The following is a 15,361-nucleotide window of genomic DNA, read 5'->3' as shown; positions in this document are numbered from 1 at the left end:
TGGGCCCGATGCCCGACCAGCGGATCGTGGTGGGTTACGACGGCTCTCCCGACGCCCGCAAGGCGGCGCGCTGGGCCCTGGACGAGGCACAGCGCGTCGATGCGCCGGTCGAGCTGCTCTATGCCTACGAATGGCCCACCTATGTCCCGGCGGCGGCGATGATGCCCGCTGCCGCGGTCTACCCGGACGCGGAGACCGACGACGCGGTCGGCGACATGCTGGGCCGGGCCATCGCGACCGCCGCGGACACCCATCCCGGGGTGCGGGTCCGCGCCCGGGTCGAGCACGGCACCGCCGCGGTGGCGCTCACCCAGCGCGGCGCCGACGCCGGCCTGCTCGTGGTCGGCGGGCCGCGGCACTCCGGGGTCCGGGCCCTGCTCGGCTCGACCGCCGCGTCGGTGAGCACCCACGCCCGCTGCCCGGTCGTCGTGGTCCGCGGCGAGCCACGGGCCACCGACCCGGTGCTGGCCGGCGTCGACGACTCCCCCACCGCCGCGACGGTGCTCGGCTTCGCGTTCGAGCAGGCGGCGGTGCGGGGTGTCCCGGTGCGCGCGGTGCACGGCTGGCCGGTGCCGGACGGCGGCCGTGACCTGCTCTGCGAGCGCAACCTGGACGCGGTGGCCGCCGAGCGCCGCCGTCTCCAGGAGATCGTCGACTGCTGGCGGCGGCGTTTCCCGTCGGTGCCGGTCACGACCGAGGTCCTGGTCGGGCCGCCCGGCGAGGTGCTCGCCGAGGCCGCCGCGGGCGCGCAGCTCGTGGTGGCCGGGGCCCGGGTGCGCCGGGCCTTGCGGATGGCGCTGCGCCCGTCGGTCGGCCGTCACCTGCTGCACCGCGCCCGGTGCAGCATCGCCCTGGTCCAGGGAGCCAACCCTGCCGGATAGCCGGACAAAAGCCTCTAAGGTGAATCTCATGCGGGGTTTACTGGAGCGGCTCCTCGGCGACCGGAGTCTGCTGATCAAGAGCACCGTGGCGGCCTTCTGCGTGGCGCTCGTGGCGCTGGGCGTCACCATCGTGGCGCTCACCCGGATGGCCGAGCTCCGCGACGACCTGCAGAGGATGAAGAGCCAGCACGTCGACAGCATGGAGCAGATCGCCGACATGCGCGGCGGCCTCACCGAATACTTCCGCAGCGCCCTCAAGTACAGCGCCGGCGAGTCCGGGAACAACGCGCAGCTGAAGCAGGCCGGCCTCGACCAGGCCGCGGACGCGTCCACGAAGATCGACGAGGCGGTCGCCGTCTATGAGCAGATCGCGACCAGGTCCGGCGCCGGCGACCGGCTGGAGAAGCTCCAGGCGTTCTCCGAGGCCGTGATCTACCACCGCGGGCTCAGCACCGTGATCATCTTCGGTCAGGCGCCGCCTGCCGGTTTCGAGATGCCGGCCGCCGACCAGATCCTCGCGGCGTTCAACACCTCGGACGCCACGATCACCGACACGATGGACGCGCTGCAGACCGCCGAGGAGGCCGACGCGGACGCGATGGCCGTGCACGGGACGGAGTCGTACAACCGGGCCCGCCTCATCACGATCCTCGGCCTGGTGATCGGCATCGTCATCGCGGCGTTCATCGGCTACGGCGTGATGCAGCTGATCAAGCGGCAGCTCGCGACGGTCTCCCGGGCGCTCAGCGCGGTCGCCGACGGCGATCTGACGGTTCCGGCCGAGGTGCGGTCCCGGGACGAGCTGGGCCAGATGGCCGAGGCCACGAACCGGGCACGCGACGGCCTGATCACCAGCGTCCGCAAGCTCACGCACGGCGCCGACGTGCTCGGCGACGTCACCCAGCGGCTCAGCATGATCACCAATCGGCTGGACGCCGAGGCGCGGGAGGCCGCCGAGCAGGCGAACCTGGTCGCGGGCACGGCCGGCGAAGTGTCGGCGAGCGTGCAGTCGGTCGCGGCCGGCAGCGACGAGATGGGCGCGTCGATCCGGGAGATCTCGCAGAACGCCAACAGCGCCGCGCAGGTGGCCTCGGGCGCGGTCGGCGTCGCGCAGACCACCAACGACACGGTGGCGAAGCTGGGCACCTCGTCCGAGGAGATCGGCAACGTGGTCAAGGTGATCACGCAGATCGCCGAGCAGACGAACCTGCTGGCCCTGAACGCGACGATCGAGGCAGCCCGCGCCGGTGAGTCCGGCAAGGGGTTCGCCGTGGTGGCGACCGAGGTGAAGGATCTCGCCCAGGAGACCGCGAAGGCGACCGAGGACATCTCTCAGCGCGTTCAGGCGATCCAGGCGGACACGGCCAGCGCCGTCGTCGCCATCCAGGAGATCTCCCGGATCATCTCCGAGATCAACGACTACCAGGTGACGATCGCGTCGGCGGTCGAGGAGCAGACCGCCACGACGAACGAGATGAGCCGCAGCATCGGCGAGGCCGCGAACGGCAGCTCCAACATCGCGGGCAGCATCAACGCGGTGGCGAGCGCCGCGCACGCCACGACCTCGGCGCTGGGCGAGGCCGAGGCGTCGGTCAGCGAACTGACCACCGTGGCCGGCGAACTACGCGAGGTCGTGGCGGCATTCCGCGTCTAGCCCGATCCGGCGATCGCGGAACGGCCCCGATGACGATCGTGGAGCGCCGGGGTCAGCACTCCGCCTTGCCGAGGCGCCAGTAGCCCATGAAGGCCACCGCACGCCGGTCGACGCCACAGCCGCTGACCAGGTGACGGCGCAGCGTCTTGATCACTCCGGCCTCGCCGGCGAGCCAGGCGTAGAAGCCGTCGATCGTGGTCTCGGTCCCGTCCGGGACCTCCCAGAGGATGTCGTGATCGACGTCGATGTCCTCGAGATCGACCCCGACCGGCTTGGTGCAGTCGCCGAGCAGACGCTGGGCGGCCGCCTCGATCTCCGGGATCAACCCCGTTCCGTGTACGCCTCCGTCCCGCGACAACCAGGTCACACGGAAGCCGGCAGGCGCGCTGATCTCCAGGCGGTCGGCGGCCTCCGGGACTTCGAGGACGGCCTCGCCGATCGCGTCGGCCGGCAGCTTGGCCAGGATCGAGGCGATCGCCGGGACGGCGGTCTCGTCGCCGCCGAGCAGGATGCGCCGGGTGGCGACCGGCGGGTGGAAGTCGATGCCGCCCGCGCTGCCCGCGAAGTCCGCGTTCGGACCCATGAGCAGCGCCTTCGTCCCGGGACGGGCACTGACCGCCCATCGCGACGCCGGGCCGCTCACACCGTGCAGCACCATGTCGACGTCGACCTCGCGCAGGTGCCGGCGCACGCCGCGGACCGTGTAGGTGCGGATCGGGTTGCGGCGCTCCTCGGGCAGGTCGCGCCACTGGGTGTACCAGTCCAGGCCCTCCGGCATGTGGTCGAAGCCGGAGCCCTCCAGCGGCGGGATGAGCTTGATCCGCTGGTCGTAGCCGTTGTCGGCGAACCGGTCCAGGTCGTCACCGGTGAAGGTCACCCGGACGAAGTTCGGGCTGAGCCGGTCGACCCGGAGCACCTCGACCGGGAAGAACCGGAACGGGGGCGCCTCGGTCGTAGGCACGGCGGTCTGGGTCACGGTCGCCTCCCCAGGCATCGCGATAAGGTAACCCTAACCTAACCGGTCACTCCGGCCGTGTCACCACCGCCCCCTGCTCCCGTACTGCAACGCGGTCATTCCTGCAGGTCATGAACGTCCGACCGATCAGAGGTGTCCCAGCGTTCGAAGGAGCCGAGAATGCCCCAGTCCCCCACCACCACGATCACGTTCAGCGACGCGCACGCGAACGGCCTCTGGCGGGTTGAGGATTGGGCGGCGGCTCTGGAGCCCCCCACCGTCCTGGTCGTCGAGGACGACGAGGAGTGCCGTGAGCTGATCGCCGAGGAGCTGCGGGCCGCCGGGTACCGCGCCCTGGTCACCGACAACGGCCTCACCGCGATGTCCCTCGCGGCCGGCGAGCACCCGTCGCTGATCGTCCTGGACGTGACGACCCGCAAGCTCAACGGGCTGGGTTTCGTCTACGAGCTGCACTCGTCCCCGGAGACCGCCCAGATCCCGGTGATCATCTGCGGCAACGGCGAGCCGTCCGACATGGAGCTCGGTCGCGTGGTCGGCGCCGAGGAGTACCTGGTCAAGCCGTTCACGCCGGCCGAGCTGCTGGAGCGGGTGACGCACCTGATCCCGATCCTGCACTGAGGACCTTCGTCAGCGCCGGGATCATCACCGCCGCGGCGACGAGGTGCAGCACGATGAGGACGGTGACGGTCCCGGCGCTCGCTCCGGAGATCAGCGGCGGGACCAGCGAGATCATGGTCAGCGCCACCGACGTCACCAGGAACCGCCGGGCGGGGTGAGCGCTCCACCGCAGGAACGCGGCGGCCATCACCACGCCGACGACCGAGAAGAGGCCGGTCACCACGGCGAACCCGGACAACGGGATCGCCTCGCCACCGCCGCCGGGGATCACGAATCCGACCCCGGCGGCCTCGGCGACAGCGGCGGCGAAGGTGGTCAGCGCCACCGCCGCAGCAGTGCCGGCGATGCCGGTGAGGACGAGCCTGCGGAAACCACCGGTCATCGCGATCACTCCCCACTCCCGGCCGGCAGCCGGTCCGGGAGGCCGAGACTCGGGAACCGGTCGCTGTGGAAGATGAAGATCTCGGTGATCGCGCCGCCGCTGATGCGCAGGACGTCGATCGTGAGCGGCAGGTAGGCGCCCTCGCTCTCCCGCCAGTGGTAGCACGCGACCGCCGGCTGCCGGTTCACCGTGGTGGGGACGGCCCGCAGCCCGGTCATCTCGGCGAAGCCCTGGTCCAGCCAATCGCCGATCACCACGTCGCGGCCGGCGTACAGACCGGGGGTCGGAGGCATCGCATAGCGGACGTCCTCGCGCAGCATCGCGGTGAGGGCCGGGATGTCCGTGTCCAGACTCGCGTCGGTGAACCGGCGGACCAGGTCACGCGTAGCGGCATCGCCCTCCGCGCCGGTCCAGTCCTGGCGCTCGGCGGGCAGATGCTCACGCATGCCCGCCCGGGCCCGCTGCAGCGCGCTGTTCACCGAGTTGACCGAGTCGCCGAGCAGCTCCGCGACGTCCTTCGCCGGCCAGCCGAGCAGGTCCCGCAGGATCAGCACGGCCCGCGGGCGCGGCGCGAGATGCTGGACCGCGACCACGTACGCCAGCTCGATCGTCTCCCGCGCCACGGCGAGCGCCTCCGGCTCGTCCGCGCCGGCCGCCGGCAGCTCGTCGAGCAGCGCGTCCGGGTAGGGCTGCAACCACGGCACCTCGCCACCGGTCGCGGGCTGCGGGCGGCGTTTGGCGAGCAGGTCGAGGCAGGCGTTCGTGGCGATCCGGTAGAGCCAGGCCCGGAACGTCGACCGCCCCTCGAACGTCTCCCGCCGCCGCCAGGCCCGCAGGAACGTCTCCTGCACGGTGTCCTCGGCGTCCTCGAACGAGCCGAGCATCCGGTAGCAGTGCACGTGCAGCTCCCGCCGGTACCGCTCGGCCTCGCTCCAGCTCACTCCCGGTTCGGCCAGTGTCGTGTCCGCACCCATCACGTCATCCTCCCTCGTGAAGTCGTCACGCCTATATGACGAGTGCGGACCCGAAAATTCATCATTGGGGCTTGATGGTCAGCAATCCCGTCACGGTTCCCTGGAAATAGCTGCGGTCAATCGCGGTCCCGGCCGTCTGCAGCGGGTTGACCAGACCGAACCCGAGCAGCGCCTTGTCGCTGACGGCGCCGGTGCCGGAGTCGATGGCCGCGAAGTAGAACGGGTCGGCGTCACCGAGAATCCCGTCCTGGATCGCCGTGTAGATCTTGCCGTCGGTCACCGAAAGGCGCGGCAGGGCGGCGCTGCGGGTGCTGATCTGCCACGTCACCGCACACCCGGTCCCGGCGGCGTCGACGTCGATCCGGGCCACCCCGCCGTCGAAGCCGGCGTTCGCGGGCACGCTCGTCCCGGCGTCGTCCGGCAGAGCGGGGTAGTCGTATCCGTACGTGTTGGTGATGAAGACGCTGCGCCCCACCGCGACCGGCGCGTTCTCGGTGCCGCTCGCCGCGCGGCCGGTGAAGAGGGGCTGGACGCAGACCGGGGTGCCGGGCCCGTCGGTCCGCAGCACCACGAGGTTCATGTGCGGGTCGGCGTTGTCGGTGATCGCCACGTAGTCATAACCGGTCACCGGGCCGAAGAAGACCGGTGTCGCGCCGCTGCCCCAGGAGAGCTGACCGGGCTTGCGGGCCGGACCGCGGTCGTACGCGTACCGCCAGAGGAGGCTCTTCCGCGCGGTGTCGAAGACGTAGACCGCCCGGTCGCTCGTGACGGCGAACCGGCCCGGCACGGTGGAGATGCTGTTCGCCACCTTCTCCCCGGCCGGCAGCTGATGGCTCCAGACGGCGCCGGTCGCGGTGTCCACGGCGCCGACCAGGCCGGCCGCGGTGACGAACCAGACCTTTCCGTCGTACGCCGGAACCACCCCGACGACCGCGTCCCCGGAAGCGATGACCGCGGCCAGCGGGGTCCTCTCGACGACGGTGAGGGCGCCACCGGCGTGCGAGATCCTCAGCAGATCGCGGTTGCCGTCGACGATGACGACCCGATCCTGGTTGTCGACGTACGCGTAGACCCCGCCGAGCAGCGTGCCCTTCGCGATCGGCAGCTTGGCGAGGGAGTCGCCGTCGCTGGAATCGAGCAGGTGCAGGGCGGGCGCCTGGCCGATGTACTCGGTGCAGAGGCCGAGCAGCTGCCCGTCGGCGCCGTGCAGCAGGGTCGGGCAGGCGGAGAGCAGCGTCGAGCGGGTGACCTTGACCGCGCTGCCGGCCGGGCCGCGGCCGGTGAACGTCTTGGCGGAGGCGCTATCGCCGTGCGTCGAGGCGCCGCCGGCCGGTGCGGTGTACGGGTTCTGCGGTGCGGCCGGGCCGGACGCGGCAGCGGCTGCCGAGGCCGGTGTCGCCGCCGCGCCCAGGACCAGCGTGAACGCGGCAGCCACGGCGGCCGACCGGATCATCATATTCATGCCCGTGACCCTATAGGAATAGTAGGCTTTCACTCACTCATGCGGATCCGCCGGAAACTGTTGGGAACCCGACAGCGCCGGAGTCGGGTCGGTGCCATGTTCACAGACATCCGATGGTTGCCGCCTGAGGAGGACCCAGTGACCGAATCCGTCCGCGCGGAGCTACGACGATCGGGCGGTTACGCCGGCCGATCCCTGCACGTCGTCATGGACTCCGCCACCCTGCCCGAACCCGACGCCCGCCGACTCTCCAACCTCGTCCGTGCCCTCGACCTCACCCGCCTGGGCGCCAAGATCCTGGCCCCCTGCCGTGCGGACCTGCTGCGTTACGACCTGACCCTGCAATGCGGAGGCCGGCACTGGCGCGGCACCGTGGCCGAGCCGACGGTGCCGGCCGAACTCCGTCCCCTGCTCCGTTTCCTGACTCAGCAGGCGATGATCACGTTCCCTGAGGCGCGCTGACGTATTCCGAAAGGTGCTCGCCGGTCAGTGTGGAGCGGTCCGCGATCAGGTCGGCCGGGGTTCCCTCGAAGACGACCTTGCCACCGTCGTGGCCCGCTCCCGGGCCCAGGTCGATGATCCAGTCGGCATGGGCCATGACCGCCTGGTGATGCTCGATGACGATCACCGACTTGCCCGCGTCGACGAGCCGGTCCAGCAGCGCGAGCAGGTTGTCGACGTCGGCGAGGTGCAGGCCGGTGGTCGGCTCGTCGAGCACGTAGATCCCGCCCTTGTCGGCCATGTGCGTCGCCAGCTTGAGCCGCTGCCGCTCGCCACCGGAGAGCGTCGTGAGCGGCTGGCCCACACTCAGATAGCCGAGTCCCACGTCGACGAGCCGCTTCAGGATCGCGTGCGCGGCCGGGATCCGCCCCTCGCCCGCCCCGAAGAACTCCTCGGCCTCGGCAACCGACATGCCGAGCACCTCGCTGATGTTCCGGCCGCCGAACCGGTACTCCAGGACGGCCGCCTGGAACCGCTTGCCCTCGCACTCCTCGCAGGGCGTCGCCACGCCGGCCATCATCGCCAGATCCGTGTAGATCACGCCGTTGCCGTTGCACGCCGGGCAGGCGCCCTCCGAGTTCGCGCTGAACAGCGCCGGCTTCACGCCGTTCGCCTTGGCGAAGGCTTTGCGGATCGGTTCGAGCATTCCCGTGTACGTCGCGGGATTGCTGCGACGTGAACCCCTGATCGGCACCTGATCCACCGAGACCACTCCGGCGCTCGCCGGCACCGATCCGTGGATGAGCGAGCTCTTGCCCGACCCGGCCACCCCGGTCACCACCACCAGGACACCCAGCGGCACGTCGACGTCCACGTCCCGCAGGTTGTGCCGGGTGGCGCCGCGGATCTCCAGCTTGCCGGAGGGCGTGCGGACCTGCTCCTTGAGCCGGGCCCGGTCGTCCAGGTGCCGGCCGGTCAGGGTGTCGCTCTTGCGCAGTTCCTCGACGGTGCCCTCGAAGCAGATCGTGCCGCCCGCGGTCCCGGCGCCCGGCCCGAGGTCGACGACCCGGTCGCCGATCGCGATCGCCTCCGGCTTGTGCTCGACCACGAGAACCGTGTTGCCCTTGTCGCGCAGCCGTAGCAGCAGCTCGTTCATCCGCTGGATGTCGTGCGGGTGCAGACCGATCGTCGGCTCGTCGAAGACGTAGGTGACGTCGGTCAGAGCGGAGCCGAGATGCCTGATCATCTTCGTACGCTGCGCCTCCCCGCCGGACAGCGTGCCGGACGGCCGGTCGAGCGACAGATAGCCGAGCCCGATCTCGACGAAGGAGTCCAGGGTGTGCCGCAGTTTGCCGAGCAGCGGCGCCACGCCCGGCGCGTCCAGCCCGGTCACCCACGCGGCGAGGTCGCTGATCTGCATCCGGCAGGCGTCGGCGATGCTGATCCCCTTGATCTTCGAGGACCGGGCCAGCTCGGACAGCCGGGTGCCGTCGCAGTCGGGGCAGGTGGTGAACGTGATCGCCCGTTCGACGAAGGCACGGATGTGCGGCTGCATCGCGTCCACGTCCTTGGACAGGAACGACTTCTGGATCTGCGGGATCAGGCCGACGTAGGTGAGGTTGATGCCCTCGACCTTGATCTTCGTGGGCTCCTTGTAGAGGAGGGCGTCGAGCTCCTTCTTCGTCCAGTCCTTGATCGGCCTGTCGCAGTCGAACCAGCCGCAGCCACGGAAGATCCGGCCATACCAGCCGTCCAGGCTGTACCCGGGGATGGTCAGGGCACCCTCGTTGATCGACTTGGTGTCGTCGTAGAGCGCGGTCAGGTCGAAGTCGGTCACCGATCCGCGGCCCTCACACCGCGAGCACATCCCGCCGACGATGCTGAAGCTGCGCCGTTCCTTCGTGGTCTGCCCGGCCTTCTCGATGGTGACCGCGCCCGCCCCGGAGATCGACGCCACGTTGAAGGAGAAGGCCTGCGGCGAGCCGATGTACGGGTCGCCGAGCCGGCTGAACAGGATCCGCAGCATCGCGTTGGCGTCGGTGGCGGTGCCGACCGTCGAGCGCGGGTCGGAGCCCATCCGCTCCTGGTCCACGATGATCGCGGTGGTCAGCCCGTCCAGCACGTCGACGTCGGGCCGGGCCTGCGTCGGCATGAACCCCTGCACGAACGCGCTGTAGGTCTCGTTGATCATCCGCTGCGACTCGGCCGCGATCGTGCCGAACACCAGCGAGCTCTTGCCCGACCCGGACACGCCGGTGAAGACCGTCAGCCGCCGTTTCGGGATCTCGATCGTCACGTCCTTCAGATTGTTCACCCGGGCGCCCTGCACCCGGATCAGATCGTGGCTGTCCGCGACGTGCGTTTCGGTGCTCATCTGTCCCCCTCGTTCGGCAGCGCCGTCAACGGTAGTGGGTTCGGCTCGTCGATTCCTTCTCGATTCATGCTCAACTCCGCGCCTGTCCTGCCGATCGGACCGGCCCTGGGATCCGTCCCCCTACCGCTTTGGCAGGCCGATGAGCATCAACCGCTATGCCGCCCGTTCCGCCGCGTTCGCCGCGGCCTATCTCGTCGTGGCGTGGGCCGCGGCCGGTCCCCTGTCGATGAGCCCGGTCATGCTGCCGGCCGTGGCGGTCGCCGCCCTCTGGCTGCTCGCCCAGTCCCGCTTCGGCAACCACCGCTTCGACGTCATCATGCTGGCCACCGCCTCCGCCGTGGCCGCGACGCTGAACGGCGCCGGGCTGCTGACCTCGCTCACCTACGCCATGGTGGCCGCCATCCCGGCCGTGCTCTTCGTGATGATGATGAGCCGCCTGCTCCCCGGCTACTGGCTCGGCCACGGCGACCGTTTCCGGCAGCGCAGCGTCGTCCTCACCCGGTTCGCCGCGGCGGCGGCCCTGGCCGCCGTGTCCGGCGTGATCCTGCAGAAGGTCGTCGACCCGGACGCCCTGTCCACGGCGGCGGCGATCTGGATGGCGTTCCGCGACACCGCGCTGGTCATGCTGGTCATCTGGGTGTCCCGCCAGTACCGCCTGGCCAAGGAACCCCGCCGAGGCCCCCTGACCGTCGTGCGCTGACCCTGTCGCCGCCGCGAGGTTCCGTAGTTGAGTATCCTTGACTCAACTATGGAACCTCGCATCGTCTCCTGCCCCTCGTGCGGCAAGCGCAACCGTGTCCCCGTCAACGCCAAGGGCACGCCGTCCTGTGCCGCCTGCAAAGCCTCCCTGCCGTGGATCGTCGACGCCGTCGACGCCACCTATACGACGGTGGCCGTCCAGTCGCCGGTGCCGGTGCTCGTCGACCTGTGGGCGCCGTGGTGCGCACCGTGCCGCCAGCTGAGTCCCGCCCTCGAACAGGTGGCCCGCGATCTGGCCGGCAAGGTCAAGCTCGTGAAGGTCAACGTCGACAACGCGCCGGCGCTGTCCCGCCGCTTCCAGATCAAGGCCGTCCCGACACTCCTGCTGGTCCGCGACGGCACGGTGATCGCCCGCCGGACCGGCGCCGCCCCGGCCCCCGCCCTGCGCAAATGGGCCACCCATGAGCTGGCTCTTTAGGGTCTTCTGAAATTCATCGTCTTGACAGCGCCCCGCGGGTTCGGCATCAAGGTTGTACGGTGCCGACCCAATGCAGGGAGGGACGATGCGGATCAGCGACATACTCCGGGTCAAGGGAGATCAGGTAGTGACCGTGCCGCCGGCGACACCGGTGGCCCGGCTTCTCGAGGTTCTGGCACAGCATCGGATCGGTGCGGTGGTCGTCTCACAGGACGGCAGATCGGTAGAGGGAATCGTCAGCGAACGCGACATCGTCCGAGCCCTCGCGGCCCGAGGCGCGGCAGTGCTGTCCGAACCGGTGAGCGCCATCCAGACCACCCAGGTCCGGACCGTCGCCCCGGATGCCCAACTGGAAGACGTGGAACGCCTCATGACGGAACGCCGCTTCCGTCACGTCCCCGTGGTCACCGGCAACCAGCTGGGTGGCGTGGTGAGCATCGGTGACGTGGTGAAGTTCCGGATAGACGAGCTGGAGACCGAACGCTCCACCTTGGCCGACTACATAACCGGCGACCGCACATGACGAAGAGGGGGAGCACCCACGGGTGCTCCCCCTCTTCCGGCTCCCTGTTGCGGATCACCGATGCTCCGGACCGCCGGTGCTAGGGATCACCGATGCAGTAAGGCCGCGAGCTTGTTCCGTGGCGTGGCCTTGGCGGCAGCGCGCCGCCGCCCGAGGAACACCGCGGCGGCCGCGGCGCCGGCCAGAGCCAGCAGAGCGCCGGCGCTGGACTTCGGATTCCGCTTCACGGCCGACCCCGCCTTGGATCCGGCAGTCGACACCGCCTGGCGCGCGCGGGACCGCGTGTCGCCCTCGTAGGCGTCGGTGACTCCGTACGTCGTGCCCTGTTCCGTCGTGGTCATGTCGAACCTCCAGGTGTCAGCAGCTCCTGACCCCCTATGCCCCACCAGCCTCAAGACTCAACCCTGGAACCGGGTTCATTCACGCCCAAGGGCACATCTGTGGCAAAACGAAAAGGCCCACCCGGTCGCCCGGGTGGGCCTTTCCATGAGTTGAGTCCGGCGGCGTCCTACTCTCCCACACCCTCCCGAGTGCAGTACCATCGGCGCTGGAGGGCTTAGCTACCGGGTTCGGAATGTAACCGGGCGTTTCCCCTCCGCTATGACCACCGAAACAACGGTCAGCAGAGCAACCAACAACCCAGGAATTAAATCCCGGGGTGGTTGTTCGTTTGCTGTGAATCACACAGTGGACGCAAGCAGAAAATTTAGGGTGGTTAAGCCCTCGGCCTATTAGTACCGGTCAACTCAACACGTTACCGTGCTTACATCTCCGGCCTATCAACCCAGTAGTCTCCTGGGAGCCTTACCCACTCAAGGTGGTGGGATACCTCATCTCGAAGCAGGCTTCCCGCTTAGATGCTTTCAGCGGTTATCCCTTCCGAACGTAGCCAACCAGCCGTGCCCTTGGCAGAACAACTGGCACACCAGAGGTTCGTCCGTCCCGGTCCTCTCGTACTAGGGACAGCCCTTCTCAAGTATCCAACGCGCACGGCGGATAGGGACCGAACTGTCTCACGACGTTCTAAACCCAGCTCGCGTACCGCTTTAATGGGCGAACAGCCCAACCCTTGGGACCTGCTACAGCCCCAGGATGCGACGAGCCGACATCGAGGTGCCAAACCATCCCGTCGATATGGACTCTTGGGGAAGATCAGCCTGTTATCCCCGGGGTACCTTTTATCCGTTGAGCGACACCGCTTCCACACGCAAGTGCCGGATCACTAGTCCCGACTTTCGTCCCTGCTCGACCCGTCAGTCTCACAGTCAAGCTCCCTTATGCACTTACACTCAACACCTGATTGCCAACCAGGCTGAGGGAACCTTTGGGCGCCTCCGTTACCCTTTAGGAGGCAACCGCCCCAGTTAAACTACCCACCAGACACTGTCCCTCGACCCGATCAGGGCCGCAAGTTAGATACCCAAACCAACCAGAGTGGTATTTCAACAATGCCTCCACCTGAACTGGCGTCCAAGCTTCACCGGCTCCCACCTATCCTACACAAGCTAATTCGGATACCAATGTCAAGCTATAGTAAAGGTCCCGGGGTCTTTCCGTCCTGCCGCGCGTAACGAGCATCTTTACTCGTACTGCAATTTCGCCGGGCCTGTGGTTGAGACAGTGGGGAAGTCGTTACGCCATTCGTGCAGGTCGGAACTTACCCGACAAGGAATTTCGCTACCTTAGGATGGTTATAGTTACCACCGCCGTTTACTGGCGCTTAAGTTCTCCGCTTCGCCATTGCTGGCTAACAGGTCCCCTTAACGTTCCAGCACCGGGCAGGCGTCAGTCCATATACATCGTCTTACGACTTCGCATGGACCTGTGTTTTTAGTAAACAGTCGCTTCCCCCTGCTCTCTGCGGCCATACCACGCTCCACCCGCAAGGGGCTTCACGCGTCTGGCCCCCCTTCTCCCTAAGTTACGGGGGCAATTTGCCGAGTTCCTTAACCACAGTTCACCCGTCGCCTCGGTATTCTCTACCTGACCACCTGTGTCGGTTTAGGGTACGGGCCGCTCGGAACATCGCTAGAGGCTTTTCTCGGCAGCATAGGATCAATGACTTCACCAGAACGGCTCGGCATCACGTCTCAGCCACATGCACCGCGGATTTGCCTACGGTACGGCCTACACGCTTACCCCGGCACAACCACCGGCCGGGATCATCTACCTTCCTGCGTCACCCCATCACTCAACTACTACCCGCGAGGGTCCCGGACTCCACACCCTTGGCCCGAAAGCCGCCGGCGCTTTGCGCGGTTAGCATCACGAGGTTCGTCGTTGGCGCTCCTTTGCGGGTACGGGAATATCAACCCGTTATCCATCGACTACGCCTCTCGGCCTCGCCTTAGGCCCCGACTCACCCAGGGCGGATTAGCCTGCCCCTGGAACCCTTGGTCATCCGGCGGAAGGGGTTCTCACCCTTCATTCGCTACTCATGCCTGCATTCTCACTCGTGTAGCGTCCACGGCTGGATCACTCCGCCGCTTCACCCGCAACACGACGCTCCCCTACCCATCCACACACCTGCACCAGCCGGTCAAGCCAACTGGCGGAGTTAATGTGTGAATGCCACAGCTTCGGCGGTGTGCTTGAGCCCCGCTACATTGTCGGCGCGGAACCACTTGACCAGTGAGCTATTACGCACTCTTTAAAGGGTGGCTGCTTCTAAGCCAACCTCCTGGTTGTCCATGCGATCCCACATCCTTTTCCACTTAGCACACGCTTAGGGGCCTTAGCTGGCGATCTGGGCTGTTTCCCTCTCGACTACGAAGCTTATCCCCCGCAGTCTCACTGCCGCGCTCTCACTTACCGGCATTCGGAGTTTGGCTGATTTCAGTAAGCTTGTGGGCCCCCTAGACCATCCAGTGCTCTACCTCCGGCAAGAAACACGCGACGCTGCACCTAAATGCATTTCGGGGAGAACCAGCTATCACGGAGTTTGATTGGCCTTTCACCCCTAACCACAGGTCATCCCCCAACTTTTCAACGTTGGTGGGTTCGGTCCTCCACGTAGTCTTACCCACGCTTCAACCTGCCCATGGCTAGATCACTCCGCTTCGGGTCTAGAACATGCGACTAAAAGCGCCCTATTCAGACTCGCTTTCGCTACGGCTACCCCACACGGGTTAACCTCGCCACATGCCACTAACTCGCAGGCTCATTCTTCAAAAGGCACGCCATCACCCCGCTAAAAAGCTAAGGCTCTGACGGATTGTAGGCGAACGGTTTCAGGTACTATTTCACTCCCCTCCCGGGGTACTTTTCACCATTCCCTCACGGTACTTGTCCGCTATCGGTCACCAGGAAGTATTCAGCCTTACCAGGTGGTCCTGGCAGATTCACAGCAGATTCTAGGAGTCCGCTGCTACTCGGGAACACTGCAAAGAGGCTAGAAACTTTCGTTTACGGGACTCTCACCCTCTACGGTCGGCTTTCCCACACCGTTCAACTAGCAGCTAGCTTTGTAACTCTTCGTCATGATGTCAGCCATGACAAGCAGGTCCCACAACCCCCTCTGCGCAACGCCTGACAGCTATCACACGCACAAGGTTTAGGCTAGATCCGCTTTCGCTCGCCACTACTCACGGAATCACGGTTGTTTTCTCTTCCTACGGGTACTGAGATGTTTCACTTCCCCGCGTTCCCCTCACACACCCTATGTATTCAGATGCGGATGACACGACATGACTCGTGCCGGGTTTCCCCATTCGGACACCCTGGGATCACAGCTAGGTTGGCAGCTCCCCCAGGCCTATCGCGGCCTCCCACGTCCTTCATCGGCTCCTGGTGCCAAGGCATCCACCGTTCGCCCTTGACAACTTAACCACAGAAAACAAGATGCTCGCGTCCACTGTGCAATTCTCAACCAACGACCAACCCACAACCCCACCCGCAAA

The 15,361-nt window shown here is 67.1% G+C and carries 13 protein-coding genes and 2 rRNA genes; 7 read left to right on the top strand and 8 right to left on the bottom strand.

What is annotated here, in order from left to right; translation table 11 throughout:
• Positions 1-8 precede the first annotated feature (8 nt).
• Together EP757_RS27785 and EP757_RS27780 are read left to right on the top strand one after the other, a co-directional pair.
• A complete protein-coding gene (locus EP757_RS27785; RefSeq protein WP_127550880.1) occupies positions 9-881 on the top strand; it encodes a universal stress protein in 873 nt (290 codons plus the stop codon).
• Between the two features lie 28 nt (positions 882-909).
• Positions 910-2,535, top strand: a complete 1,626-nt coding sequence (locus tag EP757_RS27780; protein WP_232050033.1) for a methyl-accepting chemotaxis protein — start codon at positions 910-912, stop codon at positions 2,533-2,535.
• A 52-nt stretch (positions 2,536-2,587) separates the two neighbouring features.
• Here EP757_RS27780 and EP757_RS27775 read toward each other — a convergent pair whose 3' ends face one another.
• Positions 2,588-3,529, bottom strand: a complete 942-nt coding sequence (locus EP757_RS27775) for a siderophore-interacting protein (protein WP_174262451.1) — start codon at positions 3,527-3,529, stop codon at positions 2,588-2,590.
• 141 nt (positions 3,530-3,670) lie between these two features.
• Here EP757_RS27775 and EP757_RS27770 point away from each other — a divergent pair, with 141 nt between their 5' ends.
• Positions 3,671-4,129, top strand: coding sequence for a response regulator transcription factor (locus tag EP757_RS27770; RefSeq protein ID WP_127550874.1), 459 nt, complete (start codon positions 3,671-3,673; stop codon positions 4,127-4,129).
• Here the strand turns inward: EP757_RS27770 and EP757_RS27765 are convergent.
• From EP757_RS27765 to EP757_RS27755, 3 genes are all read right to left on the bottom strand, one after another.
• Positions 4,074-4,511 carry a DUF6069 family protein gene (locus EP757_RS27765; protein ID WP_232050712.1) on the bottom strand — a complete coding sequence of 146 codons (438 nt, stop codon included), beginning with the start codon at positions 4,509-4,511 and terminating at the stop codon, positions 4,074-4,076. The genes EP757_RS27770 and EP757_RS27765 overlap by 56 nt on opposite strands.
• A gap of 5 nt (positions 4,512-4,516) precedes the next feature.
• Positions 4,517-5,485: an RNA polymerase subunit sigma-70 gene (locus EP757_RS27760; RefSeq protein WP_127550872.1), complete on the bottom strand. Its 969-nt coding sequence runs from the start codon at positions 5,483-5,485 to the stop codon at positions 4,517-4,519.
• A 61-nt stretch (positions 5,486-5,546) separates the two neighbouring features.
• Positions 5,547-6,947 carry a hypothetical protein gene (locus EP757_RS27755; RefSeq protein WP_197725396.1) on the bottom strand — a complete coding sequence of 467 codons (1,401 nt, stop codon included), beginning with the start codon at positions 6,945-6,947 and terminating at the stop codon, positions 5,547-5,549.
• A gap of 138 nt (positions 6,948-7,085) precedes the next feature.
• Here EP757_RS27755 and EP757_RS27750 point away from each other — a divergent pair, with 138 nt between their 5' ends.
• Positions 7,086-7,409, top strand: a complete 324-nt coding sequence (locus EP757_RS27750) for a protealysin inhibitor emfourin (RefSeq protein ID WP_127550870.1) — start codon at positions 7,086-7,088, stop codon at positions 7,407-7,409.
• On the opposite strand, the gene EP757_RS27745 is transcribed toward EP757_RS27750, so the two are convergent.
• Positions 7,387-9,762 (bottom strand): excinuclease ABC subunit UvrA, encoded by a 2,376-nt coding sequence (locus EP757_RS27745; protein WP_127550868.1) that lies wholly within the window; start codon positions 9,760-9,762, stop codon positions 7,387-7,389. The genes EP757_RS27750 and EP757_RS27745 overlap by 23 nt on opposite strands.
• A 139-nt stretch (positions 9,763-9,901) precedes the next feature.
• Between EP757_RS27745 and EP757_RS27740 the strand changes: the two genes are divergently transcribed.
• The 3 genes from EP757_RS27740 (at position 9,902) to EP757_RS27730 (ending at position 11,462) form a co-directional block, all read left to right on the top strand.
• On the top strand, positions 9,902-10,462 hold the full coding sequence (locus tag EP757_RS27740; RefSeq protein WP_127550866.1) for a hypothetical protein: 561 nt from the start codon (positions 9,902-9,904) through the stop codon (positions 10,460-10,462).
• 48 nt (positions 10,463-10,510) lie between these two features.
• The gene (gene trxA / locus EP757_RS27735; protein WP_127550864.1) at positions 10,511-10,939 is read left to right on the top strand and encodes a thioredoxin; all 429 of its coding nucleotides are present in this window, start codon (positions 10,511-10,513) and stop codon (positions 10,937-10,939) included.
• A gap of 85 nt (positions 10,940-11,024) precedes the next feature.
• Positions 11,025-11,462 carry a CBS domain-containing protein gene (locus EP757_RS27730; RefSeq protein ID WP_127550860.1) on the top strand — a complete coding sequence of 146 codons (438 nt, stop codon included), beginning with the start codon at positions 11,025-11,027 and terminating at the stop codon, positions 11,460-11,462.
• A gap of 86 nt (positions 11,463-11,548) precedes the next feature.
• Here EP757_RS27730 and EP757_RS27725 read toward each other — a convergent pair whose 3' ends face one another.
• From EP757_RS27725 to EP757_RS27715, 3 genes are all read right to left on the bottom strand, one after another.
• Complete coding sequence (locus EP757_RS27725; RefSeq protein ID WP_127550858.1) at positions 11,549-11,803, bottom strand: hypothetical protein; 255 nt, start codon at positions 11,801-11,803, stop codon at positions 11,549-11,551.
• Between the two features lie 154 nt (positions 11,804-11,957).
• Positions 11,958-12,074 (bottom strand): 5S ribosomal RNA (gene rrf / locus EP757_RS27720).
• 99 nt (positions 12,075-12,173) lie between these two features.
• Positions 12,174-15,290: ribosomal RNA gene (locus EP757_RS27715) — 23S ribosomal RNA — on the bottom strand.
• Positions 15,291-15,361: the final 71 nt, after the last annotated feature.

This window comes from Actinoplanes sp. OR16, from assembly GCF_004001265.1.
Lineage (GTDB): Bacteria > Actinomycetota > Actinomycetes > Mycobacteriales > Micromonosporaceae > Actinoplanes.
This window is presented reverse-complemented; position numbering and strand designations above follow the sequence as displayed.

Coding starts and splice junctions, on each gene's coding strand:
- EP757_RS27785 (WP_127550880.1), top strand. CDS start 9: ATGCCCGACCAGCGGATCGTGGTGGGTTACGACGGCTCTCCCGACGCC.
- EP757_RS27780 (WP_232050033.1), top strand. CDS start 910: ATGCGGGGTTTACTGGAGCGGCTCCTCGGCGACCGGAGTCTGCTGATC.
- EP757_RS27775 (WP_174262451.1), bottom strand. CDS start 3,529: ATGCCTGGGGAGGCGACCGTGACCCAGACCGCCGTGCCTACGACCGAG.
- EP757_RS27770 (WP_127550874.1), top strand. CDS start 3,671: ATGCCCCAGTCCCCCACCACCACGATCACGTTCAGCGACGCGCACGCG.
- EP757_RS27765 (WP_232050712.1), bottom strand. CDS start 4,511: ATGACCGGTGGTTTCCGCAGGCTCGTCCTCACCGGCATCGCCGGCACT.
- EP757_RS27760 (WP_127550872.1), bottom strand. CDS start 5,485: ATGGGTGCGGACACGACACTGGCCGAACCGGGAGTGAGCTGGAGCGAG.
- EP757_RS27755 (WP_197725396.1), bottom strand. CDS start 6,947: ATGAATATGATGATCCGGTCGGCCGCCGTGGCTGCCGCGTTCACGCTG.
- EP757_RS27745 (WP_127550868.1), bottom strand. CDS start 9,762: ATGAGCACCGAAACGCACGTCGCGGACAGCCACGATCTGATCCGGGTG.
- EP757_RS27740 (WP_127550866.1), top strand. CDS start 9,902: ATGAGCATCAACCGCTATGCCGCCCGTTCCGCCGCGTTCGCCGCGGCC.
- trxA (WP_127550864.1), top strand. CDS start 10,511: ATGGAACCTCGCATCGTCTCCTGCCCCTCGTGCGGCAAGCGCAACCGT.
- EP757_RS27730 (WP_127550860.1), top strand. CDS start 11,025: ATGCGGATCAGCGACATACTCCGGGTCAAGGGAGATCAGGTAGTGACC.
- EP757_RS27725 (WP_127550858.1), bottom strand. CDS start 11,803: ATGACCACGACGGAACAGGGCACGACGTACGGAGTCACCGACGCCTAC.